Below are 25,223 nucleotides of genomic sequence, written 5' to 3'. Positions count from 1 at the left end.
TAAGGGGGACGTTCGTGATCCGCTTGATTTTGCTTGTCTTGAGCAGCGCCATTTTGCTGGCCGCTTGCGGTAGCGGCACGCGCACCGTGGCCGCGCCTGCTGGCTTGCACTACACCACGCTCAACCCGAGTTATGCCGCGAACCAGCCGATCGTGCCGAATACCCCCGCTAGCAGCGGCGGGCCGATCAGCCGGTATGCGGTGAACCCGGCACTGCCCGCGGGCTTGACACTCGACGCCATCACCGGGGTCATCAGTGGCACGCCAGCCCAGCCCAGCGCCACGGCTATTTACACCGTGAGCGGCAGCAATCTGGCGGGCACGGCCACGACGGCGGTGTCGATCACGGTGACGTCCGATGAAACGGCTCCGGTGAACCTGGCGTATAGCGCTGGGCCGGTGTCGTATGAAGTGGGCGTGGCGATCACACCGAACTTGCCGCATAGCGAAGGCGGCGCGATCACGGCATGGCGTGTCACGCCTGATTTGCCGCCCGGGCTGACGCTGGATGCCGCGAGTGGCGTCATCAGCGGCACGCCGAGCGTGGCCACGGCCGCTGCCACCTATACGGTGAGCGGCAGCAACGGCGCGGGCACGGCCAGCGCCGCGCTGGCCATTACCGCTGCGTTGCCCGCCCCGCCGCAGAGCCTGGCATATGCGCAAAGCTGGATGCTAGGCGGCGAGGGCCGGGTGCAACTGACCAACTCAGCGCAGCAAAGCGGCGGTGCGATCCGCTGGTTTACGGTCACCCCCGCCTTGCCTGCCGGCTTGAGCCTGAACACCCAGTCGGGCGAAATCAGCGGCACACCCGCTGAGACCGTGAGCCGGACTGACTATCTCGTCACGGGCAGCAATGCCGCGGGCAGGGTGAACACCACGGTGTCGCTGGAGGTAGTCAAACCGGGCACCTGGGCGAAAACGAATCCGATGGGGCAGCCACGTAACTTGCATTCCGCGACGCTCATGGCCGACGGGAAAGTGCTCGTGGTGGCCGGAACTAATGAGTCGGGTGGCATCTACAAGACGGCGGAGATTTACGATCCCGCGCATGGCACATGGAACGCTACGCTTAATCCGCCGAGCACCCCGCGTTATCTCCATCAAGCGGTGCTGCTGACAACGGGGCCGCACGTGGGGTCAGTGCTGGTGGTCGGCGGTGCGCCACTGAATGTGATTAGCCGGCAGGCTGACCGCTATGACCCCGCAAGCGGCATCTGGACGCGCAGCAGCGGTTTGATGAGCGTCTCGCACATGCTGGCTCAGAGCACTACGGCGCTAGCGGATGGAAACATTCTCGTCGTTGGAGGATCCATCCTGCCGTATCCCACACCAGCCACTCCAGTGGCGGAACGATATGACTCCGCTCTAGATAGCTGGACGCTGGCCGGCACCATGAAGAGTGCGCATTTGGGCCATACCGCGACGCTTTTGCCTAACCAGACCGTGTTGGTCACAGGGGGCATGGAGGGGGCTTCGGTCGGCAGCTTCACGGAGCTTTATCTGCCAGGAACCAATAGCTGGGAGCTTACTGGGCAGCCAGCGAGTACCCGACTCATGCATTCCGCCACCTTGCTGGCGAATGGCCAGGTGCTGGTGGCTGGAGGCAAGGAGGTCGGCGGCGTTAGCTCGTTGACTTCGGCCGAGCTGTATGACCCTGAAACCGGCAAGTGGAGCTCGACGGGCGCGATGAGCACCGGGCATCAGACACATTGCGCGCTGCGCCTGGCCGATGGCCGGGTGCTGGTGGCCGGTGGCCTGGAGGAGGGGGATGTTTCAATCGCGGCTACTGAGCTGTATGACCCCGAAACCGGTAAATGGACCTCGGCGGGACCGATGAGCATCGGGCGGAGCAACTTCACGATGACCTTGCTAGCCAACGGCCAGGTGCTGGCAGCAGGCAGACGGATGGTTTCGGGTGAAACAAATGGCGATCTGGCCGAAATCTTCGTCCCTTGATATTTGCCCGGTGCTTGTTGTGTGCTTGTTGGGTGCTTATGGGCCGCTTATGGGGCTTTCATTCAGCGCTTATTCAGCCGTTCATTCAGCCCCCACCCAGGCTTAATGCTTGATGCCAGGCGTCAAGCGCATTCTTCTGATCGCGCCTCACCACTGCGGTGGGGCGTTTTTTCTTCCCTTTGCCTGATTCCCTTTGCCTGATTCCCTTTGCCTGATTCCCTTTGCCTGATTCCCTTTGCCTGATTCCCTTTGCCTGATGCCGCTGGCTGCTTGAGCGACTGGCCGCGGCCAGCGGCATCAGTGCAGTGCAGCATGTTGCGGACGTTGACAGCGCGCACCACGGCCATGGAGAATAGCCCGCGCAAACGTTTGCGAAAATATCAAAATTACCCAGAAAAACAGGCTCGGCCAGAGCCTGATCTTTGGAGACACCTATGAACTCACGCCTTCGCTTTCGCCGCCGCACGCTGGCGGCGGTCGCTGCCATGGTCGCCACGCTTGCCGCACCGCTGTCGCCTGCCAATGCGCAAGCCAGTGCCGCGACGCCTGCCGCCCCAGCCAGGAAACCCAGGGTCGCCCTGGTGATGAAATCGCTGGCTAACGAATTTTTCCTCACGATGGAAAACGGCGCGAAGGACTACCAGAAGCACAATCCGCAGCTGTTCGAGCTGGTTACCAACGGCATCAAGGATGAAACCGATACCGCGAACCAGATCCGCATCGTCGAGCAGATGATCGTGTCGAAAGCGGATGCGATCGTGCTGGCCCCAGCGGATTCGAAAGCGCTGGTGCCGGTCGTCAAGAAAGCGGTGGATGCCGGAATCATCGTCGTGAACATTGATAACCGGCTTGATCCAGCGGTGCTGAAGTCGAAAAACCTGAACGTGCCGTTTGTCGGCCCGGACAACCGCAAGGGCGCGCTGAAGATTGGCCAGTATCTGGTGCAAAAGCTCAAGCCAGGCGATGAGGCGGCCATCATCGAAGGCGTGTCTACCACCACCAATGCGCAACAGCGCACGGCGGGCTTTCGTGAAGCGCTGCAGCAAGCGGGCGTGAAGCTCGTCTCGGTTCAGTCGGGCGCGTGGGAAATCGACAAGGGCAATGCCGTGGCAGCCGCGATGCTCAACGAATACCCGAACCTCAAGGCGTTGCTCGCGGGCAACGACAACATGGCGCTGGGCGCGGTGTCGGCGGTCCGCGCGGCAGGGCGGCAAGGCAAGGTGTATGTGGTCGGCTACGACAACATCAACGCGATCCATCCGATGCTCAAGGACGGCCGGGTGCTAGCCACCGCAGACCAGTACGCCGCCAAACAGGCCGTATTTGGTATCGACACCGCACTCAAGGCGCTGAGCGGCCACAAGAAGCAGTCGGAGTTGTCCGGCGTGGTCGAGACGCCGGTCGATCTGGTGACGAAATAACGTGGTTCAACGCTTTGTAGCGTTGAACCACGTCCCATCACGCTCATGGCGCGATGGGGCAACTGAATCTCGCGCGGCGGTTGCCGTTGTGCTATCGGCGGCATGCTGTGCGGCGAATGTGCCGTGTTATGCGCGGTGTTATGTCGTGGTTCCGCCGTGGTTCTACCGTGGTTCTGCCGCAGCGATGCCGTAGTTGCGCCGCTGCTTTGTCGTGATGCACCTGCTTGCCGTGTGTCTGGAACTCCCTGATGAATGCTTCCCCTGATGCTCCCGCGCGGACTGTGCTGTCCGTGACCGGTTTGGGTAAAACCTATGCCGAGCCAGTGCTGGCCGATGTCACGCTGGCTTTGCAAGCTGGTGAAGTGCTGGCGTTGACCGGCGAAAACGGTGCAGGCAAAAGCACGCTGTCCAAGCTGATTGGCGGCCTGGTGCAGCCGGATGCCGGTTCCATGCGCCTGGCGGAGCGTCCCTATGCGCCAGCCAGCCGCAAGGCAGCGGAAGCGCTGGGCGTGCGGATGGTGATGCAGGAGCTCAACTTGCTGCCAACGCTGAGCATCGCCGAAAATCTTTTTCTCAATCGCTTGCCGCAATCCAGCCGCTGGCGGCCGGGCTGGATCGACCGCCGCCGTCTGCGCGTTGACGCCCGTCAGGCGATGGCCCAGGTCGGATTGGATACGCTCGATCCCGACACGCTGGTGGGCGAGTTAGGCATCGGGCATCAGCAGATGGTCGAGATCGCGCGCAATCTGATTGACGACTGCCGCGTGCTGATTCTCGATGAACCAACCGCGATGCTGAGCTCGCACGAAGTAGCGTTGCTGTTCGAGCAGATCGAGCGGCTCAAGGCGCGCGGCGTGGCCATGGTGTACATCTCGCACCGGCTCGAAGAACTGGCGCAAATTGCCCAGCGCATCGCGGTGTTGCGCGATGGACAACTGGTGCATCAAGGGCCGATGGCACATCTGACGAGCGAGCAAATCGTCACCTTGATGGCGGGGCGCGTGCTGGGCGAGCAGATTGATCTCGGGCCGCGCACGCTCGGCGCGCCGCTGTTGCAGGTCAAAGGCATCGGGCGCGCGGCAGCGGTGCGAGAGGTGTCGTTCGAGGTGCGCGCAGGCGAAATTTTTGGCATCAGCGGCTTGATTGGCGCGGGGCGCACCGAGCTGTTGCGGCTGATTTTTGGCGCGGACCCAAAGACCCACGGCACGGTCGCACTGGCTCTGACACCGGGTGCCACGCCCCAGCCAGTGACGATCAATTCGCCAGCGGATGCAGTGCGTCACGGCATGGCGCTGATTACTGAAGACCGCAAAGGCGAAGGCCTGCTGCTGTCGCAACCGGTGGCGGCGAACGTGGCGCTGGGCAACTTGCGCTGCGTCGCGCGTCACGGCTGGATCGACCGCGCCAGCGAGCACGCGCTGGCGCAACGCCAGATCGACGCGATGCGGATTCGCACCTCAGGCCCGGAGCAGCCCGTGGGCGAGCTTTCTGGCGGAAATCAGCAAAAAGTGGTGATCGGACGCTGGCTGGCGCGCGAGTGCAAGGTGCTGCTGTTCGATGAACCCACCCGTGGCATCGACGTCGCCGCCAAATTCGACATTTACGCCTTGCTCGGCGCGCTAGCGCGCGAAGGGCGGGCCTTGGTGGTGGTGTCGAGCGAGCTGCGCGAACTGATGCTGATCTGCGACCGGATTGGCGTGATGTCAGCGGGGCGCATGGATGCCATCTTTACGCGCGCGAACTGGTCGCAGGATGCACTGCTGGCCGCCGCGCTCGCGGGCTATCGCGGCGACGCCGCGACCCCGCATGTTGCACCGATACCCACGCCATCAGCGGAGCATTTTTCATGAGCAGCCAGCCGTTATCCCCACCCCGCACACCTCCCGTGACAAGCCCACGCAGCGGCCGTGCGCGCGCCCGGGTCGCGCTCTCCAGCTATCTGGGCCTGGCAGGCGCGCTGCTAGCGATGATCGCGCTGTTCTCCGCGCTTAGTTCGCACTTCTGGTCCTACGACACGTTCAGCACCATCGCCAACCAGATTCCCGATCTCGTCGTGATGTCGGTGGGCATGACCTTCGTGCTGATGGTTGCGGGGATCGATCTCTCGGTGGGTTCGGTGCTGGCGCTGGGTGCGTCGGTGGTCAGCGTGGCCGCACTGCACTGGCACTGGGGGCCATGGCCTGCCGCGTTGCTCGGCGTGGCGGCGGCCACCTTGTGCGGCACGCTGACCGGCGCGGTGACCGTGGCCTGGCGGATTCCCTCCTTCATCGTGTCGCTGGGCGTGCTGGAAGCCGCACGCGGCCTGGCTTACCAGCTCACCGATTCGCGCACCGCCTATATCGGCGACGCATTCGATTTCCTCTCCAATCCACTCGCTCTCGGTATTTCACCGGCTTTTCTGCTCGCGCTGGCCGTGACGCTAGTGGGGCACCTGGTGCTTACGCGCACCGTGTTTGGCCGCTATCTGACCGGCATCGGCACCAATGAAGAAGCCGTCCGGCTGGCAGGGGTCAATCCCCGTCCGTACAAGATCATGGTGTTCGCGCTGATGGGCGCGATGGCGGGCCTGGCGGCGCTGTTCCAGATCTCCCGGCTTGAAGCGGCTGATCCGAATGCCGGGGCGGGCATGGAGCTTCAGGTGATAGCGGCCGTGGTGATTGGCGGCACCAGCCTGATGGGCGGCCGAGGCTCGGTTATCAGCACGTTTTTTGGCGTACTGATTATTTCGGTGCTAGCGGCGGGGCTCGCGCAGATCGGTGCGAATGAACCCACGAAACGGATCATTACCGGGGCGGTGATTGTGATTGCCGTGGTGCTCGATACCTACCGCAGCAAGCGCCGCATATAGGCTCGCCGCTGCATGGCAACGATCAAGGATGTCGCCGCCGCAGCGGGCGTGTCGTTTACCACCGTGTCGCATGTGGTGAACAACACTCGTCCCGTCTCGGCCAGTGCCCGCGCCAAAGTCGAGCGCGCCATTCGCCAGCTCGATTACGTGCCGTCAGCCGTGGCGCGCTCGCTCAAGGCACGGAGTACCGCGACGATTGGCCTGGTGGTGCCGAACAGCACCAATCCGTATTTTTCCGAACTCGCGCATGGCGTCGAAGAAGCCTGCATGCGCCGGGGCTACTGCGTGCTGCTGTGCCACTCGGGCGACGATCTGGGCCAACAGCAGCACTATCTGCGGGTTTTGCAGGAAAAACGCATCGACGGGCTGATCGTCGCTTCAGCAGGCGACGACACCATACTGACCCAGCTTCTGGGCGGCAGCCGCACACCACTGGTGATTGTTGACCGGCATCTTGAAGGACTGAATGCGGATCTGGTGCAGATCGACCACGAATACGGCGCGTATCTGGCCACCCAGCATTTGCTTGAACTAGGCCACGTGAAGCTGGGCTGTATTGCCGGGCCGGTTAGCACGGCGGTCAGCGCGATGCGGGTCAAGGGCTTTCAGCGGGCGCTGGCGCAGTACGGCGTCCCGCTTGCAGCGGGGGCGATTATCGCCAGCGATTTTTCTGGGGTGGGCGGCCATCGCGCAGCGGGACATCTGTTTGACACACTTCAGCCCAGCGCGATTTTTGCCAGTAACGACATGATGGCCATTGGCGCGTTGCGCGCGGCGGCGGAACGCGGCATTCGCGTGCCCGAGGCGTGTTCGATCATCGGCTTCGATGCGCTCGAACTGGGATGCTTTACCTATCCGTCGCTCTCGACGGTTGGGCAGCCGGTACGGCTGCTGGGCGAGAGCGCAGCGCACACCTTGCTCGAACGGATTAGCCAGCCCGCGCTGGGCCTGGCGCGCCAGCGCATCGTCACGCCTGAACTGGTGGTGCGTGAATCGACCGGGCGGTTTGTTTCTCTTCGCTGAGGGTGGCAATTGCTTGCCATGTAATGCGCGTGGGTGATTAGGGTGAGGGCACTGCGACTGGGCGGTGATGTTTGATCGGACGTGCGGTAAGGCTTTAACGGCGTGCGGTGTGTTGCATCAGCCTGGGTGGTGCGCGAATCGACCAGGCGGTTTGCCCCTCGCTGAGCGTGGCAGTTACTTGCCGTGCAAAGCGCGTGGAGGACAGGCATCACGGCACCGGCCGTGCCTGGTGTCTACCTGACGTGTGTCTGATCGCATGCCGCAGCGCTTCATATTGCTGGCCGTGCTGACTGCCACTTTCCGTTTCATGCTGCTGACGCAGGCCATGCCAGCAGCCCGTATATCTGCAAACAGCAAACAGTAAAGGACGCAACGTGGCGACATCCCCCGCATCAACCTCCACACCCGCCCGGGCAACGGTGACGGTGGTCGGCAGTCTGAACATGGATCTGGTGGTACGGGCGCAGCGTCTGCCGCAGCCGGGCGAAACCCTCGCGGGGCAGACCTTCGCCCAGGTCGCAGGCGGCAAGGGCGGCAACCAGGCCGTGGCCGCTGCGCGTCTCGGGGCTCAGGTGACGCTGGTGGGCTGCCTCGGCGCGGATGCCAACGGCGCGCAGTTGCGCGCTGGGCTCGAAGCGGAACAGATCGACTGCACGGCGCTGGAAACCCATGCGGCAGTAGCCAGCGGCGTGGCGCTGATCGTGGTGGATGACGCCAGCCAGAACGCCATCGTGATCGTCGCGGGCGCGAACGGCCTGCTGAACGCCGATGCGCTGGCGCGGCACGATGCAGCGCTCGCCGCGAAGGTCGTCGTCTGTCAGCTTGAAACCCCACTGGACGCTGTGCATGAGGCGCTAGCCCGGGCCCGCCGCCACGGCGCGACGACCATCCTGAATCCAGCCCCAGCCAATGGCCCGCTGCCCGACGGCTGGCTGATGCTGATCGACTATTTGATTCCGAATGAGCATGAAGCTGCCGCCTTGACCGGCCTGCCGGTCGATTCACCGGATACGGCGGCAGCGGCCGCTGCGCAGTTGCGTGCCGGTGGCGCGCGCAACGTGATCGTGACGCTTGGCGCTCAAGGGGTGCTGGCATTGCTCGAAGGCACGCCAGCTGTGCATCATCCGGCCCCCAAGGTTCATGCCGTCGATACCACCGCCGCTGGCGACACCCTGATTGGTGCGCTAGCGGCCCAGCTCGCGCAGGGCGTTGCCGCGCAGGAAGCGATCGCTTTTGCCCAACACGCCGCTGCGTTATCGGTGACCCGTGCCGGGGCGCAGCCGTCGATTCCATTCCTGGCGGAGTTGCAGCGCTGAGATTGCCGTGGGCGGTTGCGGCGGCGAACGGCGAGTGGTGTTGATGGCGCGGATGACCGCGCCCCTCACCAGCGCAACCAGCACCATGACGATTCAAGCCCCTAACTCCTCCTCAAGCCCTTTGTCCAGCCGCTTCAACAGCCCATTTAAAACTTTCAAGTATTCGTAACGCATGCCGTAAACGGGATAAGAACGCCACACGACTGCACGCCCAGCCGGGCGCGACAGCGGGCGCATGGGGCTGCGACAGGCAGCATTTCAATTCGATCCGTTACGGGGAACAGCATGTTGAACAACGGCATCACGATCAAGGCGCGCATTGGGCTGACGATGGGTTTTCTCGCTCTTTTGCTCGTCGCCATGGGAGTACTCGGTCTGCTGGGTATGAGCCGCTCGAACGATTCATACCGCGAGACTTATACCAACCAGATGCCGAGCGCCGTGAATATCGGCAATGCAGAGCTGTATGCCGCACGCGAGCGCCTGGCGCTCGACCGGGCGGCATTGCTGGTGGGCTTGCCTGAGGTGCCTGCCACGCTGGAGCGGGCAGTCGCCATGCGCAAGCTCTCAGAAGACTGGTGGAAGCGTTATTTGGCCTTGCCGCGTGACGCCGACGAAGACCGCGTGGCGCAAGAGGTTAGTGGCAAGCGTGAGGCGCTGCACCAGGTGATGGATGGCTTCGCCGCTGCGGTGGTGTCGAATGACCAGGCGAAGATCGTGGACTCCGCCAGGCTCTTGCAGGCGAGCTACAACGACCTCGTGCTCAGCGGCGAGCGGCTGCGCAAGATGCAGTTCGACGATGCCCAGAATGGCTACGAACATGCGCAGGAGATGTACGGCTGGTTCCGCATCATCTGCAGCACAACATTAGGTGCCGGCGTGCTTGCCGCGCTGTTTTCGTATATGACGCTGCGCCGCTCGATTGCGCGTCCGCTGAACGAAGCACTGGAGCATTTCGACGCGATTGCCGCAGGTGACTTGCGCCGTCAGGCGGTGGCCCGCTCGCACGATGAAATGGGCTTGCTGCTCGATGGCATCGGCAAAATGCAGCGCAGTCTGACTGACACGGTGCGCACGGTGCGCACCGGCAGCGAATCGATTGCGACGGCAACGCGGCAAATCGCGGCAGGCAATATCGACTTGTCGTCGCGCACAGAAGAGCAAGCCTCGGCGCTGCAGGAGACCGCTTCAAGCATGGAGCAGCTCACCGGCACCGTGAAGCAGAACGCAGACAACGCCCGCCAGGCTAGCGCACTCGCGGCCAGCGCCTCGGAAATCGCCAACAAGGGCAACGCCGTGGTGGGTCAGGTGGTGGGCACGATGGGCGAGATCAACCAGAGTTCAGCGAAGATCGCCGACATCATCTCGATCATCGAAGGGATTGCCTTTCAGACCAACATCCTGGCCTTGAACGCGGCAGTGGAAGCCGCGCGCGCCGGGGAAGAAGGGCGCGGTTTCGCCGTGGTCGCAGGTGAAGTGCGCAGCCTGGCACAACGCTCGTCAGCAGCAGCCAAGGAGATCAAGGAGTTGATTGATACCTCGGTGGAGCGGGTGCAGTCGGGCTCGGCGCTGGTTGATGAAGCTGGCCGCACGATGAACGAAATCATTGGCGCGGTGCAGCGCGTGACCGACATCATGGGCGAGATCGCGGCGGCTTCTGAAGAACAAAGCAGCGGCATCGACCAGGTCGCGCGGGCCGTGACGCAGATGGATGAAGTCACGCAGCAAAATGCCGCGCTGGTTGAAGAGGCGGCGGCCGCCGCGCAATCGCTCGAAGACCAGACCAGCAAACTGCGCTCAGCGGTTGCGGTGTTCCAGCTTGAAGATGAAGGCGGGGTGAGCGCGCATCCGGCTAGCGCACCTCAGGCACGCCAGTCGCGTCCGGCTCCGCTCAGGACACGCCCGGCATCGGGGGCTTCAGCGGCCTCAGTAGCCTCAGCGCGGCTTGCACCAACGACATCGGCCGCGAGCAAGGCACCGGTGCTGGCCACTGCAGGGGGCGACAAGGACTGGGAGACGTTCTAGCCTGCGCGGCGTGCCAGCGCAATACACGCGGTCTAAACGGGTAAACAGGTCAAACTGGCGCAACGCAAACGGCAAGCAACAGCGACACATTCACAGGTTGGAAAAAGCTACCTTTGCGCGAGCAACGGTAGCTTTTTTTATGGGGCTGGCTCAAACCGCTGGGGCACCGCTGGGTGCCACCAGGGTGATGCGTTGACAGGATGTGATGGTGCGCTAGCGTTTGCCCGTGAGGAAAAACCCCGAGGCTGACAGGGTTTGCAGCGAGCGGCTGCGGCTCGCAACATTCAGGCTTGGTGCCGGGGCTTAATATCTGGACTGACCTGGACTGACCCGGGCGTAGTCCCGAGGCTCGGCACGACGCGGCGAATGATTGTAGGTGAGCGAAGCGATGTTTCCAAGCTGAAAAAACAGAAGCCGGTTTTCAGCAGGTAGTTCGTGAAAAATGCGTTAAAAGGGTTTAGGATGATTTCGAGATATGAGGCTTTTGACGCGCGTGCCGCACATGACGCCAAGCGTTTTAAAAACCAGCTTTAGCGAGGAGGCAGTATGGATATCTACAGCAGTTTCGCGTCCCGTTTTGAAAAAACACGAGAAGATGAACTCTCGCTGGAAGAATATCTGACGCTCTGCAAAAGCAATCCCGTCGCGTATGCCACAGCAGGCGAGCGCATGCTCATGGCAATTGGTGAGCCGGAACAAATCGATACCCGCAACGATCCGCGTTTATCGCGGATTTTTGCCAATAAGGTGATCAAGGTATACCCCGCATTCCGTGAGTTTTACGGCATGGAAGAAGTGATTGAGCAAGTCGTGGCTTATTTCCGTCATGCCGCTCAGGGGCTGGAGGAAAAGAAACAGATTCTGTATTTACTCGGCCCGGTGGGCGGCGGTAAATCCTCTATTGCTGAACGCCTGAAACAATTGATGGAACGTGTGCCGTTTTATTCAATCAAGGGCTCGCCAGTGAACGAATCGCCATTAGGCTTGTTCGATTACGACGAAGACGGCCCGATTCTTGAAGAGCAATACGGGATTCCCCAGCGTTATCTGAAGAGCGTGCTGAGCCCATGGGCGGTGAAACGCCTGCACGAATACAACGGCGATATCCGCCAGTTCAGGATCGTGCGGCGTTATCCGTCGATCCTGCGGCAAATCGGCATTGCCAAAACCGAACCGGGTGACGAAAACAATCAGGATATTTCGTCGCTGGTCGGCAAGGTCGATATCCGCAAGCTGGAGCAATACGCTCAGGACGATGCCGACGCATACAGCTATTCCGGCGGCTTGTGCCTTGCCAATCAGGGCCTGCTTGAGTTCGTCGAAATGTTCAAGGCACCGATCAAGGTGCTGCATCCGTTGCTGACGGCAACCCAGGAAGGAAATTTCAAAGGCACCGAGGGTTTCGGTGCGATTCCGTTTGAAGGCGTGATTCTGGCGCACTCGAACGAATCCGAATGGAAAGCCTTTCGCAATAACCGCAATAACGAAGCCCTGCTAGACCGCATTTTCGTGGTCAAAGTGCCGTATTGCCTGCGCTATTCCGAAGAGATCAAGATTTACGAAAAACTGCTGCGCAATTCATCGCTGGCACAGGCCGTGTGCGCGCCTGGCACGCTGAAGATGATGGCGCAAATGGCGGTGCTAACACGCTTGCAGGAGCCGGAAAACTCCAGCCTGTTTTCAAAGATGCAGGTGTATGACGGCGACAACCTGAAAGACACCGATCCGAAAGCCAAGTCTTATCAGGAGTACCGTGATTTCGCCGGAGTCGATGAAGGCATGACGGGTGTTTCCACCCGGTTTGCGTTCAAGATTTTGTCGCGGGTATTCAATTTCGATTCAGCCGAAATTGCCGCGAATCCGGTGCATCTGATGTATGTGCTTGAGCAGCAGATTGAGCGTGAGCAGTTTCCCCCGGAAACCGAGCAGAAATATTTGTCTTTCGTCAAAGACGTGCTCGCCTCGCGGTACGCGGAATTTATCGGCAAAGAGATTCAGACCGCTTATCTGGAATCGTATTCGGAGTACGGCCAGAATATTTTCGACCGTTATGTCACTTACGCGGACTTCTGGATTCAGGATCAGGAGTTTCGTGACCATGACACGGGCGAGAGTTTTGATCGTGCCGCACTCAATGCTGAGCTGGAAAAAATCGAAAAACCCGCTGGCATCAGCAACCCCAAAGACTTCCGCAACGAGATCGTCAATTTCGTGCTGCGCGCGCGCGCAGCCAATGCCGGGATGAACCCCGCGTGGATCAGTTACGAAAAACTGCGCGTGGTGATCGAAAAGAAAATGTTCTCGAATACCGAAGAGCTGTTGCCGGTGATTTCATTCAATGCCAAAGGCTCGGCGGAAGAGCAGCGCAAGCATGAAGATTTCGTCAACCGGATGGTCACCAAGGGCTATACGCCGAAACAGGTGCGGCTCCTGTGCGACTGGTATCTGCGGGTGCGCAAGTCATCATGAAGTTGTCATGACGCGCTCGTCATAAGGTTTTACACGGGGCATCACGTGACATTCCTGGTGCGTGGCGTGCAGGTGAAACTGGCGCAGGAGAGTGAATGTGCTTCATCAAATCATCGACCGCAGACTGGCCGGAAAAAATAAAAGCATTGCCAACCGTGAGCGTTTTCTCCGGCGCGTAAAGCACTACATTCGTCAGTCCGTTGCGGACGCGGTGCGCGACCGCAGCATCAAGGAAATTCAGACCAGTCAGAGCATTACGATTCCCCGCAAAGACATTGCCGAACCCTCATTCCGGCATGGCCCGGGCGGGCGGCGCGAGATGGTTCATCCGGGCAATGCCGATTACATTCGCGGCGACCAGATTCAGCGTCCGCAAGGTGGGGGCGGTGGGCGCGGCGGCCAGGCCAGCAACGAAGGCGAGGGCGAAGACGATTTTGTCTTTGAGCTCAGCCGCGAAGAATTCATGCAGTACTTTTTTGATGATCTCGAGTTGCCCCGGCTGGTTAAAACCCATTTGCTGGCTGTGCCCACCTGGAAAAATATTCGCGCGGGCTGGTCTGCGGAAGGCAACCCCAGCAATATCGATGTAGTGCGTTCGCTGCGCAGCGCGCTGGGCCGCCGCATCGCACTCGGCGCGCCGCTGGTGAATGCATTGCATGAGCTTGAGCGGCAACTCGAAGCATTGATAGCCGATCCGGCTGACCGGCGCGAAGAAATTCGCCTGCTCGAAGAAGAGATTCATCATCTGCGCGGACGCATCTGGCGCATTCCGTTTATCGACCCGTTCGACCTGCGCTACGTGAATCGCATCAAGCAACCGCAGCCGTCGAGCCAGGCGGTGATGTTTTGCCTGATGGATGTTTCGGGTTCGATGGATGAACAGCGCAAAGATCTGGCCAAACGTTTTTTCATCCTGCTGTATCTGTTTTTGAAGCGTAATTACGAGCGCATTGAGGTGGTGTTTATCCGGCATCACACGCGTGCCGAAGAAGTTGATGAAGACACCTTTTTTCATTCGACCGAAAGTGGCGGCACGGTGGTGTCGAGCGCGCTTGAGATGATGCAGAAAGTCATCGACGAACGCTATTCGCCAACCGAGTGGAATATTTATGGCGCACAGGCCTCGGACGGCGATAACTGGACCGACGATTCTCCCAGGTGCCGCAAGATTCTGGCCGATGAGATCCTGCCGAAAGTCCGTTATTTCGCCTATATCCAGGTCACCCCTGAAGAGCAAAATCTCTGGCAGGAATACACGCAACTGGCGCAAAGCGAGCCGCATCTGGCGCTGAAAAAGGTCGAAGCAGCAGCGGATATTTACCCGGTATTCCGCGAGCTTTTTGAAAAGCAGGTGGCGGCATCATGAACCCAAAAACGGCCTCGAAACGTGAAGCCGATGGCGGCAAGCTAAGCGCCATCCAGGACCCGGCAAAATCTGACGGCACTCGTGCAGGTTCGGCAAAGGCGGCCTTGCAGCAATCGCAGCAACTGCGTCAACCATTACCGTGCCCATCCGACTGGAGCTTCGAGCTGATCGAAGCCTACGACGCGCAGATCGCCCAGGCCGCTGATCTGTATCAGCTAGACACCTACCCGATCCAGCTGGAACTCATCAGCGCTGAACAAATGATGGATGCGTATGCCTCGGTCGGCATGCCGGTGAATTACCGCCACTGGTCGTTCGGCAAACATTTTCTGGCAACGGAAAAAAGCTATCGCCGCGGGCAGATGGGCCTGGCTTATGAAATCGTGATCAATTCGAATCCGTGCATCGCGTATCTGATGGAAGAGAACACGATGACCATGCAGGCGCTGGTCATTGCGCATGCAGCGTATGGACATAATTCATTTTTCAAGGGCAATTACCTGTTCCGGCTCTGGACCGATGCGCATGCGATTGTGGATTACCTGGTGTACGCCAAGCATTACATCGCCGAATGCGAAGAGCGTCATGGCCTGGACCGGGTTGAAGAGCTGCTCGACTCGTGCCACGCGTTGATGAACTACGGCGTTGACCGCTACAAACGCCCGCAGAAACTCTCGCTGGCGAAAGAATCCGTCGCGCGGCGCGAACGCGAAGCGTATCTGCAATCCCAGGTGAACGAGCTCTGGCGCACGCTGCCCGCGCGGCACACACCGTTGCCCGAAGAAACTGGTGAGCGCTATCCGCCTGAGCCCCAGGAAAATCTGCTGTATTTCGCCGAAAAAAATGCACCGCTGCTGGAACCCTGGGAGCGCGAAGTAATTCGCATCGTGCGCAAGATTGGCCAGTATTTTTATCCGCAACGGCAAACCCAGGTGATGAACGAAGGCTGGGCGACCTTCTGGCATTACACGCTGCTCAATACGCTGTACAGCCAGGGCAAGCTGACCGACGGTTTCATGATGGAGTTTTTGCATTCGCACAGCAACGTGGTGTACCAGCCGCCGGTGACCATGCCGTATTACAACGGGATCAATCCATATGCGCTGGGGTTCTCGCTGATGAGCGACATCCGGCGCATCTGTGAGGCACCGACTGACGAAGATCGCCGCTGGTTTCCTGAGCTGGCTGGCAGCCCCTGGCTCGACGCGCTGCATTACGCGATGCGCAACTTCAAGGATGAGAGTTTTGTCGCGCAATATTTATCGCCGCATTTGATCCGCGCAATGCGGCTTTTTTCGGTGCTGGATGACGATACGCGCGACGCGCTCGAAGTCTCCGCGATTCACGACGACAGCGGTTATCAGTACGTGCGCCAGGCATTGGCACGGCAATACGACATGCATCACCGCGAGCCGAATATCCAGGTCTGGTCCGTCAACACCCGTGGTGACCGCAGCCTGACCTTGCGCCACTTTATGAGCGATAACCGGCATCTGGCGGACGATAGCGCAGAAGTGCTGCGGCATATGGCGCGCCTCTGGCAGTTCGATGTGTATCTGGAAAGCGTTGACGAGAGCGGCACGCTCAGAAAACGCTATGAATGTCCTTATGTGGCACCCAGCGTGCGGCTCTGAAAAATTCATCGGGCATTGCGTGAGTTCCATCAGGCCAGCCTTTGCGCTGGCCTGATGCATTGGCGGAGGGTGCGTATTACAGGCGCTGCCTACCCGGTGTTTGCCTGGGATGCGGGCTAGACGATATCCGCTACCATACGGCCCAGCCCAAATATTGCGTATTACGCCAGCTTGAGACTCAATCATCTCGTTGCGCGCGAATGTCGTGTGTTGCCGGGCTTATTCGTCCCAAACAAGGAACAACTCCAGCCATGGCAAACCAATCTGTTGTAACTGAAACCGGGTTAACCGAGCACGATACCCGGAGGCGCATTTTTGCGATCGTCGGTGCTTCGTCAGGCAATCTCGTCGAGTGGTTTGATTTTTACGTTTATTCGTTTTGTGCGCTGTATTTCGCCCCGGCCTTTTTTCCTGGCGGCAACACGACGACGCAGTTGTTGAACACCGCCGGGGTGTTTGCTGCCGGGTTTCTGATGCGCCCGATCGGCGGCTGGTTCTTCGGCCGCCTGGCTGATAAACGCGGCCGGCGGACGGCGATGATGGTGTCGGTATTCATGATGTGCGGTGGTTCGCTGGTCATCGCGGTCTTGCCAACCTACGCGCAGATTGGCGTATGGGCACCCGCGCTGCTGTTGCTGGCGCGGCTCTTTCAGGGGCTATCGGTCGGTGGTGAATACGGCACTAGTGCCACTTATATGAGTGAAGTCGCGCTGCAAGGGCGTCGCGGGTTCTTCGCTTCGTTTCAGTACGTGACGCTGATTGGCGGCCAGCTCTGCGCGCTGCTGGTGCTGGTGATCCTGCAGCAGTTGCTGACGACTGAAGAGCTGAAAGCCTGGGGCTGGCGCATTCCTTTCGTCGTGGGTGCGATAGCCGCCGTGGTGGCGTTATATCTGCGCAAATCGCTGGACGAAACCACCAGCGCCGCGACCCGGCAACGCAAGGATGCGGGCACGATCGGCGGCCTGTGGCGGCACAAGCGGGCGTTTTTGACCGTACTGGGTTTTACCGCTGGCGGCTCGCTGATTTTTTACACGTTCACCACGTATATGCAGAAGTACCTGGTTAATACCGCGGGCATGCACGCGAAGACAGCGAGCAATGTGATGACCGCCGCGCTGTTTGTCTACATGCTGATGCAGCCGTTGTTCGGTGCGCTGTCGGACCGCATTGGCCGCCGCCGCTCGATGATTCTGTTTGGCGCGCTGGCGACGCTTGGCACCGTGCCCCTGCTGCATACGCTGAAAGACGTCACCAGTCCCTATGCCGCGTTTGGCCTGATCGTGGTGGCGCTGGCGATTGTCAGTTTTTATACCTCGATCAGCGGCTTGATAAAGGCGGAAATGTTTCCGCCAGAAGTGCGGGCGCTAGGTGTCGGGTTGTCGTACGCGCTGGCGAACGCGATCTTCGGTGGCTCAGCGGAATACGTCGCGCTCTGGCTCAAGTCGATTGGGGTTGAAACGATGTTCTATTGGTACGTCACGGCGTTGTGTGCGATTGCCTGCATCGTGGCGCTCAAGATGCGCGATCCATCCAAAGAAGGGTATCTGCGCGACACCCCGTAAGGGCGTTGTGGCGCGGCATGTGAAAAAGCCAGCACCTGAACGGTGCTGGCTTTTTTGATTGGGCACAGCGGCATGCCAAATCGCACCGCCCAGGATTACAGCGTCAGCGTTTTCAATTCACCGCGCAGTATGCCTGTCAGTGTCCGAACGGCTAGCCCGCCAAGCACCAGCGTGCACAAGGCCAGCATCGTGATCGCATAAGCATTGGCAACGACAGACTGCTGGTAGGCCGCGAACCTGAGGCTGGCGATAGTCAGCGCGGCTAGCGGGAAGCTGACGGCCCACCACGAGACGCGGAACGGGCAGCAGATTCGCAGGTTCAGCATCTTCGGCAGCAGCACCATGAAGATGAAGACTGCCAGGTAAAAGAGCGCGCTGGCAAACAAGTCGACGTGGCCGGTGATATTCACGTAGGACGAGAAGCCAACGGCGAACGGCGCGACGAGGATCAGCAGCGAGGGCTGGAACGCAGGAGGGAGCGGTTCTTCGAAAATCAGGCGAGAGAGGATCATCGTGAACACCGGCACGGTGAAAAACAGCCCCACCGCCAGTGCGAACACTGAAACCTCTAGTGAACCTGGCAATTGCAGTTGCACACCCGCGATTGGAATATCCAGCGTTCCAACTGGCGGAATAATCCAGGCGGGCGTGGCATGGGCGATTTGCTGACGCACGCTGGTCCAGCGGTTCACGATCAGCCAGGCAAAAACGATCATCAGCGCGGCACCGATGAGCCATACAACCCGGGCCAGGTGAGGCAGCCAGGGCGCGATTACAGCAGGCAGCAGGAGTATTGAAATGATTGCCGTGCCGAAGAAGTTCGCCGCGACTGGATGCTGGAATTCATTGCGCACCGCAGCTGGAGAGCACACCCATTTGATCGCATAAGCCACGACGAGTGCGCTGAACGCGAGCACTGCCAGCAGACTTAACGCTTCACTGATCCATTCAGGCACGCCGTAGTGTTGTGTGGCAATACGCCAGGCCAGCGCCAATCCGCATAAGCCCATGATGGCGCCGAACAGGCTGACAGGAAGATAGCTGAGTGGACTGCTGCTTTGAGTGTTCTGTGTGCTTTGAGTACCTGGTGCAGGCATGGTGGTGCTATTAGCTGTCATCGTGGTCTTTCCCCCCGGTAGATCATGACTATTGCTTGAGCCCGCCGCAGGATTGCGGCGGAGCAGGGCACAAGGATAGTCAGAGGTGTTGTGACAGGCAAGTAGGCGAGGTGCCAGGCTCAGGGTAGGCCGGCACCACGTTTCAGACCGGCTGTCTTGCTGCGAGCGGGGGGGGGCGATACCACGCTGGCAGGATCTGCCAGCCGGGCAAGAATCGGACAATCTGGGCGGTCGCTTCCGTGGCAGTTTTGCACGAGCGTTTCGAGCGTTGCTTTCATCGCCAGCAGGTCATCGAGTTTGCGCTGTAGCTCCTGCAGGTGCGTTTGCGCCAGCTCTTTTACCCGTCGGCTGGAACGGCCGCGGTCGTGCCAGAGCGCTAACAATTCACTGATCTGGTCGATGGAAAACCCCAGATCCCGTGAGTGCCGGACAAAACGCAGCATGTGCACATCGCTTTCGTTGTACAGACGGTATCCAGCCTCAGTGCGGCGAGCGCTGGGGAGCAATCCCACGGACTCATAGTGCCGGATCATTTTGGCCGAAACGCCGGAGGCCGCAGCGGCCTGGCCGATATTTTTGGAGGTGTTCATGGACAGTGGCTCTGAATTTAGCGGTGAATAATCAACCCAGTCGTTTCAGACTCCAGACGCTGGACGATCATACAGAGAGGCCGTGCGCTTGTCGTCTCGGCATGTCTCAGGGTCTTTTCAGGGTCTGGAATGGCGTGCTCAGTGACAACCTCAGTGGCAACAGCTGCTTCGCATGTCAGGTATGCCTGGATAGGCTTCAGCTTCTGTGACTTCTGTGATCTGTGTGGCGGCATAACCCGCATTTTCAAGCGCCTGCTGCAGCGCTGCCGCCGTGGCGCTTGCTGACTGCACGCTGATGCGCTGCCTGGCCATGTCGACGATCAGTTCCGCTTGATGGTCGATGGTGGCGATTGCGCTGCTGATCGTGCTAACGCAATGCCCACAGGTCATGTCCTTGATTTCAAAGGTAATCATACGAGGCTCCTGGTGGAAAACGTTGATAACGCACGAAGGTTGGGCTTTGCCACGATGTCAAGGTCAAGGGGCTTGGCTGGGTTTGTTTTAGTTGAGTTCTAGCTGGAATGTTGGCGGGTTCTTTTAGTTAACATAATCTAAGTTATCGATCATTTTTTTGTAACGGCTACCTGGAGCTGACGACATTCAAGAATCGCAGCACTTTGGCTACAACGCGTTTCCCCTGGCTTGGCCAGCCCAGGCTCCAGGCTCACTAGCTCACGCGGCGCGCGGACACTAGCAACAACATGGGCCGCTCACATTCCTCGGCGAGCTCAGGCCGGGCAGCAAGATCTGCCGCTGACGGTCCCCATTCGTTGAGATGGGTCAGCATGAAACCGGTGTCAATCAACTGGTTCAGCAGTGTGCCCAGCGTGCGGTGCTGCTTGATGACGCCATCGGCTAGCCAGTTCGTGACGCGCGGCCCTTCGCGTTGATAGCCATTGACCGGCCAGGTTTTTATGCCTTGTGCATCGGTCAGCCATTGAGGATTGGCGGGTGCCATGAAAATCGGATGCTCAATCGAAAACACCAGGCTGCCGTCTGGCACGAGCGCCTGATGCAGATTGCGCAGCAAGCCCGGCAAATTTTTGATGTAGTGCAATGCCAGCGAGCTATACGCCAGATCAAACGTGTTCGCTGGCAGCGCTAGCGCTTCAAGATCGGCTTGCGCGTAGGTGATCGCGCGATGCGCATCGCTGGTTGACAAGGCCTGGGCCCGCTGCAGCATTTTTTCCGCGAGATCCAGCCCGAGTACGCTGCGCGCGCCCTGCTCCTGCACCCAGCGGCAAAACCAGCCGTAGCCACAACCCAGATCGACCACATCAAGGCCCGGCAACGCGGGCAGCATCGCCTGCAGTGCGGGCCATTCGGGCGCGCCAGCCAAACCTTCCATCGAACGTGTCAGCTTGCTATAGCGCTCAAAGAACGCCGGATCGTCGTAAATGTTCTGAGTCATGTGTTTAAAAGCTGCGCAAACGGCAAAACCGGCAGCATGCCGCAGGCATCAGATCCAGGCAAGGCGGGCTGGGTTGAATGACGCAGCGCTACAAGACAGGCAAGAAAAGCAAGAAAACCCACGAAACCGCCATTGAAAAATATCTTCGATGAAAACGAACGGCACCCCCGAAGCTCAGGACGATTTGATCCGTCCCGCTCCTGGGGTGCCGTTCTGCGGTTCAGCCTGGCGAAACCAAAGCACACCGGACTGTCTTGATCTCAATCTCTCGTCAATACTTCGTCAGGCATTGGCGCTAGCGCATTGAAATCGCCTCAGTGCGCGCGAACTTCCAGCGCGTCATGCACCTTGCGTGCGCCTTCGATCTTGCTGGCGACATCAACGGCCATGGCTTTTTGCTCGGCGCTCGGCACGCTGCCCGCCAGATTGACGGTGCCGTGATGCGTGGTGACGTGAATATCACCCGATGACAAATCCTTGGTCGCTAGCAGCGCAGCCTTGACCTTCGCCGTGACAGTCGTATCGCGCACGCTCTTGCCCACTGCCGCCGCATCCGATGACACGCTGGCCGATACCGTTGATGGCGCGGTGCTTTGAGCGAGTGCGTTCAGTGTGACCAGCGCGCCGCTGACACTAATGACCGTAGTCACGAGCGCGACGCCCAGATTCTTGACTGATTGCGCAGTTGAACTGGATAAAGCGCGGCCTGAGTTGTCTTTCATCGTGAACTCCCCTTTTGTACCGGCGACGATGCCGGGTTCATGAGTTATCACGCAAAGAGCGTGCCAGCTATCGGGAACGCTTGTTTTTAAAGGGATCGGCGGCATGCATGGCAAAACAAAGGGGCGCCGTAAGCGTTATCCGGGGACTTCGGCAGGTAGTTTTCACCGCCTCGTTGTAAATCTTGACGCTTCCCTGATAGATGCGCGCTAGCAGTTTCGCGCTGATGCATGCCCAGCTTTGAGTCCAGCTTCGAGTGTCATGGTTTATTAAAACGGCTGTTTCGGCGCACCATTTCCGCTGCTCGCCCGTTGCTCACCCGCTGCTCATCAACTGGCCCACCCTTCACGCAAAAATTCAAGGAAAAAATGCGTCTCTGTTCTGCTCAAAGCCGACTCGTCATGGGGCTAGGCCCCTTCCTGCCACACGTTATGGCCTTCAGCCAAAGCCAAAGCCAAAGGAGGTTCTGATGACGCTGATCGTGCTGGTGATACTGATCGTATTCGCAATCGGTTGTGCCGCGCTGGCGTGGCGGCGCACGAGCGTGATGCTCTATGCATTGACGGCTGTGCTGTTTCTGGCGATCGGGTGTGGCCCGGTGCCCGCCTGGCTGCTGGGGCAACTGCAGGATACCTATGACATAAAACCCCGGCCCGTATGGGGCAAACGCAATGCCCTGGTGCTGCTAGGCGCGGGCACCACCAAGGTGCCTCGCACGGGGGCGGTTGAACCCGGCATGTTCGCTTATGCCCGCATCGCTGAAGCAGCCGCGCTGTATAACGATTGCCGCCGCAAGACCGTAGCCGATTGCAAGATCATCGTCAGCGGCGGCGATGCGCTGCATCTGGGTTCTCCGGAAGCCATCGTCTATCAGCGCTTGCTGGTACGGCTTGGCGTCAGTGCGGCGGATGTGATGCTCGAACCCGGCAGCATGAATACCTGGCAGAACGCGCAATTCACGAGCGCCCTGCTACAACGCTATGCGCCGGACCGGGTGCTGCTGGTGTCATCAGGCCTTCATTTGCAACGCAGCCTGTTGTATTTCGGCCATTTTGGCGTCCATGCCATGCCTGTCCGCGCGGATTATCTGCGCCCGGTGTTAACGCTGATTCCGCTGTCCTACAACTTTGCCGTGACAGATTTCGCGCTGCACGAATATCTCGGCATCGCCCGTTACACGCTGTACAACGCGTTTGGCTGGAATGCCGTGAGCAAACAGCCGGGCGAGGCATAAAGCCTGGCGTTGGCGTTGATGCGCGCTGGCTTACGTGTGGCGCGCTAGCCGTGCTGGCATGGTTCTAGCCGCCGTCTTGAGATCACGGCCGTGCGTCTTCGTGCGCACGAAGGCCTGTCAACCGATGCACGGGTTGCGCCGTTTGGGGTTCACAGCCTGGCGTTTGCCGTGTTTGCAGTGCTTGCCGTTTCGGCTTCAGGCTGACGTACCGCCCTCGCGCACTTGCTGCTAACTTGCTCTGCTAGCTCGTTAACTAGCAGGCAAGCGTCAGGGCCCGTCACACAACAGCACGTTATTCACCGATGGAGTGCCTTATGACGATTCACTCGAAGACCCGCCTGATCCAGTCCGCGCTGGCCGCCCTCGTCCTTGGTGCGATGCTGGTGCCTGCGGCGTTTGCCGACAACAGCCAGCAATCAAAGATGACCGTTTGCAACCAGCAGGCCAGCGGCAAAAAAGGCGACGAGCGCAAAGCGTTCATGAAAAGCTGCCTGTCCGCTTCACCGGCTGCGGCACCAATGACTCAGCAAGAAAAGATGAAAGCCTGCAATACCGAAGCCAGCGGTAAAAAAGGTGATGACCGTAAAGCATTCATGAAAAGCTGCCTGAGCAGCAGCAATAAAAGCAACGGATAAAAGCAACACGCTAAGCCCTGAAGGGCTCGGCTGATCCCTCAGTTGGATCCCTCAGTTGGATCCATTAAGCATGCTGTGCCGATGGTTGGCACAGCATGCTTTTTTTGTGGCCTGCACTTGGGCGCTGGTGCTGGCCACAATCCCCTCCTTTGCCCCCTGCTTTTCTTCTATGATGGCCGGCAGACGGCCTGCTACCTGGCGTTGCCTTAAGGTGCTTTAGCTTTAAGCCTTAATTGCCTTAGAGATGCCCAGGTTTCCCCAAGGCTGCAGGTCTGATCGTTGATGCCGTAGCGCACGCACGGAGGCTCGGATGGTCTGGAAGCGTAAAAACCGCTGGTTACGCCGCTGGCTGGTCGTGATGGTGTTCTGGGCCGTGCCAGTGTTAATCGTCGTCGTGCGCGAAATACAGGAAGAAATGGCCTATAACCGCGCCGAATTAGAGCGCGTGTTGACCACCTGGCAGCTTACCGATGCGCAACGCGCGACCAGTGCGGCAACTCGCTGTCATGGCAAGCCTGAGCAAGCCCGGCAAACGGCTTGTCCCGCTGAGGTGCTCGCTGCCAACGCGGTGCGTCAGCAAGAGGCGCTTGCCGAATATGCCCATCGGCGCAGCACGCTCGTGGTGTATCTGTGGCATGCGTTCGTCGGCTACTGGGTGGTGCCAGCCGCCGTGTTGCTGGCCTGCGGCGTGTTGATTGGCGGCGTGCGGCGCGCCTTGCGCCGTTCACCGGCCGCAGAGCATCAGATGGATCAGCATTAGCAGGCTGTTGAAAAACTGCTTTGACACGCGTTCTACAACCCGTATTTGGGGGGCTGTGCATCTCTGACCCGGGTTGCGTGAACGGCATATAGGGCGTTTTGGGAGGTCGATCTTTTCGGCGCTAGCCTCCCGGAACGTTTTTCAACAACCGGTTAGATCCGCGTCAGCGCTCTCCTTCACGGCCCACGTTGTTTTAGATTTCGTTCACCTCCGCATGGCGTCCGGGTTAACGCGCTACCCGGCTGACACAGGCCGCACGCGCGGCCTCATGAGACACGCTGCCCGGTTCTGCCATGCAGCTTGCATAGTCAGTGATGACCTGCTCGAACAAGCGTTGCGCCTCCGTGACCGAAGCGCTCGCCAGTTGCTGGGTATAGGCGCTCGAACCAATTTCGAAGTGCTGGTAATCAATCGGGAAATTCCAGTAACCGCCCCACTGCAAAAAGCCATTGCTGGCAAAAATATCAATCACCTCTTCTGCCATGCCGGGCCGGAAATTTTTGTTCGGCCGGTAGTTCAGGCGGTTCACGGCTTCTTTCGCGGCCAGCGGCGGCAGGACCGTCGCGGCACCGTCGGCACCAAATGCAATGTAGGGATTCTGGCGCGGATTGAGATCAATCGCCGCGCCATAGGCATGCATGGACCACGCGCTTGCGCCTGTCATCGGCCGGGCATTGAAGGCTGAGGTGTTGTTGTCCGCCATTGAGGCTTCGTCGTCGCCTTGGTAGTGCTCCATCGTGAGCGCCTGGTGCAGCGGAAATTTTTTCTGATAAAGCGCGGTGAAAATCATCTGCACTCGCGGCGCGAGCACATCTAGCACCACCACTTCGCCCTCATGGGTCTGGCCATCGAAATCAATGTAGGGAAACGCCACGCTGCGCAGCCGGTCGCATTTGACAGGTGCGTTGTCGCTCATCACATGGCTCGCGCTGAGATTCGCGCACTGGCCTTGCGTGATTGGGCTGACCTCGGCCCGGACGGCCGCACCACAGCCCGACACGATGCCACTGCCCAGGATCAGCAACAGCGTGTAAGCGCATGAACGATGGCGTAAAGACATAAGTTGACTTCCTCGGAATAAAAAAACAGACGTGAGTCGCTAGCGCAAATGCGACGACTTTTCTCATAACGCTGGC

The 25,223-nt window shown here is 59.6% G+C and carries 20 protein-coding genes; 14 read left to right on the top strand and 6 right to left on the bottom strand.

The features are described from left to right. The first annotated feature begins 14 nt into the window (after window positions 1-14). The 11 genes from GH656_RS07985 to GH656_RS07935 all read left to right on the top strand — a co-directional run bounded on the left by GH656_RS07985 (window position 15) and on the right by GH656_RS07935 (window position 17,619). Window positions 15-1,955: a putative Ig domain-containing protein gene (locus GH656_RS07985; protein ID WP_174769715.1), complete on the top strand. Its 1,941-nt coding sequence runs from the start codon at window positions 15-17 to the stop codon at window positions 1,953-1,955. A gap of 434 nt (window positions 1,956-2,389) precedes the next feature. After that, window positions 2,390-3,376, top strand: coding sequence for a sugar ABC transporter substrate-binding protein (locus GH656_RS07980; RefSeq protein WP_153075381.1), 987 nt, complete (start codon window positions 2,390-2,392; stop codon window positions 3,374-3,376). A 248-nt stretch (window positions 3,377-3,624) separates the two neighbouring features. Next, window positions 3,625-5,226: a sugar ABC transporter ATP-binding protein gene (locus GH656_RS07975; RefSeq protein ID WP_153075380.1), complete on the top strand. Its 1,602-nt coding sequence runs from the start codon at window positions 3,625-3,627 to the stop codon at window positions 5,224-5,226. Beyond that, the gene (locus GH656_RS07970) at window positions 5,223-6,224 is read left to right on the top strand and encodes an ABC transporter permease (protein ID WP_153075379.1); all 1,002 of its coding nucleotides are present in this window, start codon (window positions 5,223-5,225) and stop codon (window positions 6,222-6,224) included. The genes GH656_RS07975 and GH656_RS07970 overlap by 4 nt, the downstream gene beginning before the upstream one ends. A gap of 12 nt (window positions 6,225-6,236) precedes the next feature. Beyond that, a complete protein-coding gene (locus GH656_RS07965; protein WP_153075378.1) occupies window positions 6,237-7,247 on the top strand; it encodes a LacI family DNA-binding transcriptional regulator in 1,011 nt (336 codons plus the stop codon). A 374-nt stretch (window positions 7,248-7,621) separates the two neighbouring features. Next, complete coding sequence (gene rbsK / locus GH656_RS07960) at window positions 7,622-8,563, top strand: ribokinase (RefSeq protein ID WP_281349641.1); 942 nt, start codon at window positions 7,622-7,624, stop codon at window positions 8,561-8,563. A gap of 285 nt (window positions 8,564-8,848) precedes the next feature. Next, window positions 8,849-10,588: a methyl-accepting chemotaxis protein gene (locus GH656_RS07955; protein WP_153075377.1), complete on the top strand. Its 1,740-nt coding sequence runs from the start codon at window positions 8,849-8,851 to the stop codon at window positions 10,586-10,588. A gap of 546 nt (window positions 10,589-11,134) precedes the next feature. Beyond that, the gene (locus tag GH656_RS07950) at window positions 11,135-13,057 is read left to right on the top strand and encodes a PrkA family serine protein kinase (RefSeq protein ID WP_153075376.1); all 1,923 of its coding nucleotides are present in this window, start codon (window positions 11,135-11,137) and stop codon (window positions 13,055-13,057) included. A 97-nt stretch (window positions 13,058-13,154) separates the two neighbouring features. Beyond that, entirely contained in the window at window positions 13,155-14,423 is a 1,269-nt protein-coding gene (locus GH656_RS07945; protein WP_153075375.1) for a YeaH/YhbH family protein, read from the top strand. Further along, window positions 14,420-16,057: a SpoVR family protein gene (locus GH656_RS07940; protein ID WP_246184230.1), complete on the top strand. Its 1,638-nt coding sequence runs from the start codon at window positions 14,420-14,422 to the stop codon at window positions 16,055-16,057. The genes GH656_RS07945 and GH656_RS07940 overlap by 4 nt, the downstream gene beginning before the upstream one ends. Window positions 16,058-16,308: 251 nt before the next feature. Further along, entirely contained in the window at window positions 16,309-17,619 is a 1,311-nt protein-coding gene (locus GH656_RS07935; RefSeq protein ID WP_153075374.1) for an MFS family transporter, read from the top strand. A 95-nt stretch (window positions 17,620-17,714) separates the two neighbouring features. On the opposite strand, the gene GH656_RS07930 is transcribed toward GH656_RS07935, so the two are convergent. The 5 genes from GH656_RS07930 to GH656_RS07910 all read right to left on the bottom strand — a co-directional run bounded on the left by GH656_RS07930 (window position 17,715) and on the right by GH656_RS07910 (window position 21,460). Next, on the bottom strand, window positions 17,715-18,737 hold the full coding sequence (locus GH656_RS07930) for an SLAC1 anion channel family protein (protein WP_153075373.1): 1,023 nt from the start codon (window positions 18,735-18,737) through the stop codon (window positions 17,715-17,717). A gap of 119 nt (window positions 18,738-18,856) precedes the next feature. Beyond that, window positions 18,857-19,327, bottom strand: a complete 471-nt coding sequence (gene cueR, locus GH656_RS07925; protein ID WP_153075372.1) for a Cu(I)-responsive transcriptional regulator — start codon at window positions 19,325-19,327, stop codon at window positions 18,857-18,859. A gap of 150 nt (window positions 19,328-19,477) precedes the next feature. Beyond that, window positions 19,478-19,741 (bottom strand): heavy-metal-associated domain-containing protein, encoded by a 264-nt coding sequence (locus GH656_RS07920; RefSeq protein ID WP_153075371.1) that lies wholly within the window; start codon window positions 19,739-19,741, stop codon window positions 19,478-19,480. A gap of 253 nt (window positions 19,742-19,994) precedes the next feature. Then, entirely contained in the window at window positions 19,995-20,738 is a 744-nt protein-coding gene (locus GH656_RS07915; protein WP_153075370.1) for a class I SAM-dependent methyltransferase, read from the bottom strand. Window positions 20,739-21,052: 314 nt separating this feature from the next. Continuing rightward, window positions 21,053-21,460 carry a BON domain-containing protein gene (locus GH656_RS07910; RefSeq protein ID WP_246184229.1) on the bottom strand — a complete coding sequence of 136 codons (408 nt, stop codon included), beginning with the start codon at window positions 21,458-21,460 and terminating at the stop codon, window positions 21,053-21,055. 467 nt (window positions 21,461-21,927) lie between these two features. On the opposite strand from GH656_RS07910, the gene GH656_RS07905 reads away from it, so the two are divergent. From GH656_RS07905 to GH656_RS07895, 3 genes are all read left to right on the top strand, one after another. Next, complete coding sequence (locus GH656_RS07905) at window positions 21,928-22,692, top strand: YdcF family protein (RefSeq protein WP_153075368.1); 765 nt, start codon at window positions 21,928-21,930, stop codon at window positions 22,690-22,692. Between the two features lie 314 nt (window positions 22,693-23,006). After that, complete coding sequence (locus tag GH656_RS07900; protein ID WP_153075367.1) at window positions 23,007-23,327, top strand: PsiF family protein; 321 nt, start codon at window positions 23,007-23,009, stop codon at window positions 23,325-23,327. Between the two features lie 310 nt (window positions 23,328-23,637). Then, a complete protein-coding gene (locus GH656_RS07895) occupies window positions 23,638-24,087 on the top strand; it encodes a hypothetical protein (protein WP_153075366.1) in 450 nt (149 codons plus the stop codon). Window positions 24,088-24,313: 226 nt separating this feature from the next. Here GH656_RS07895 and GH656_RS07890 read toward each other — a convergent pair whose 3' ends face one another. Continuing rightward, window positions 24,314-25,147: a M15 family metallopeptidase gene (locus GH656_RS07890; protein WP_153075365.1), complete on the bottom strand. Its 834-nt coding sequence runs from the start codon at window positions 25,145-25,147 to the stop codon at window positions 24,314-24,316. Between the last annotated feature and the right edge of the window lie 76 nt (window positions 25,148-25,223).

Source organism: Paraburkholderia bonniea, assembly GCF_009455625.1.
In the GTDB taxonomy this organism is placed as follows: domain Bacteria; phylum Pseudomonadota; class Gammaproteobacteria; order Burkholderiales; family Burkholderiaceae; genus Paraburkholderia; species Paraburkholderia bonniea.
This window is presented reverse-complemented; position numbering and strand designations above follow the sequence as displayed.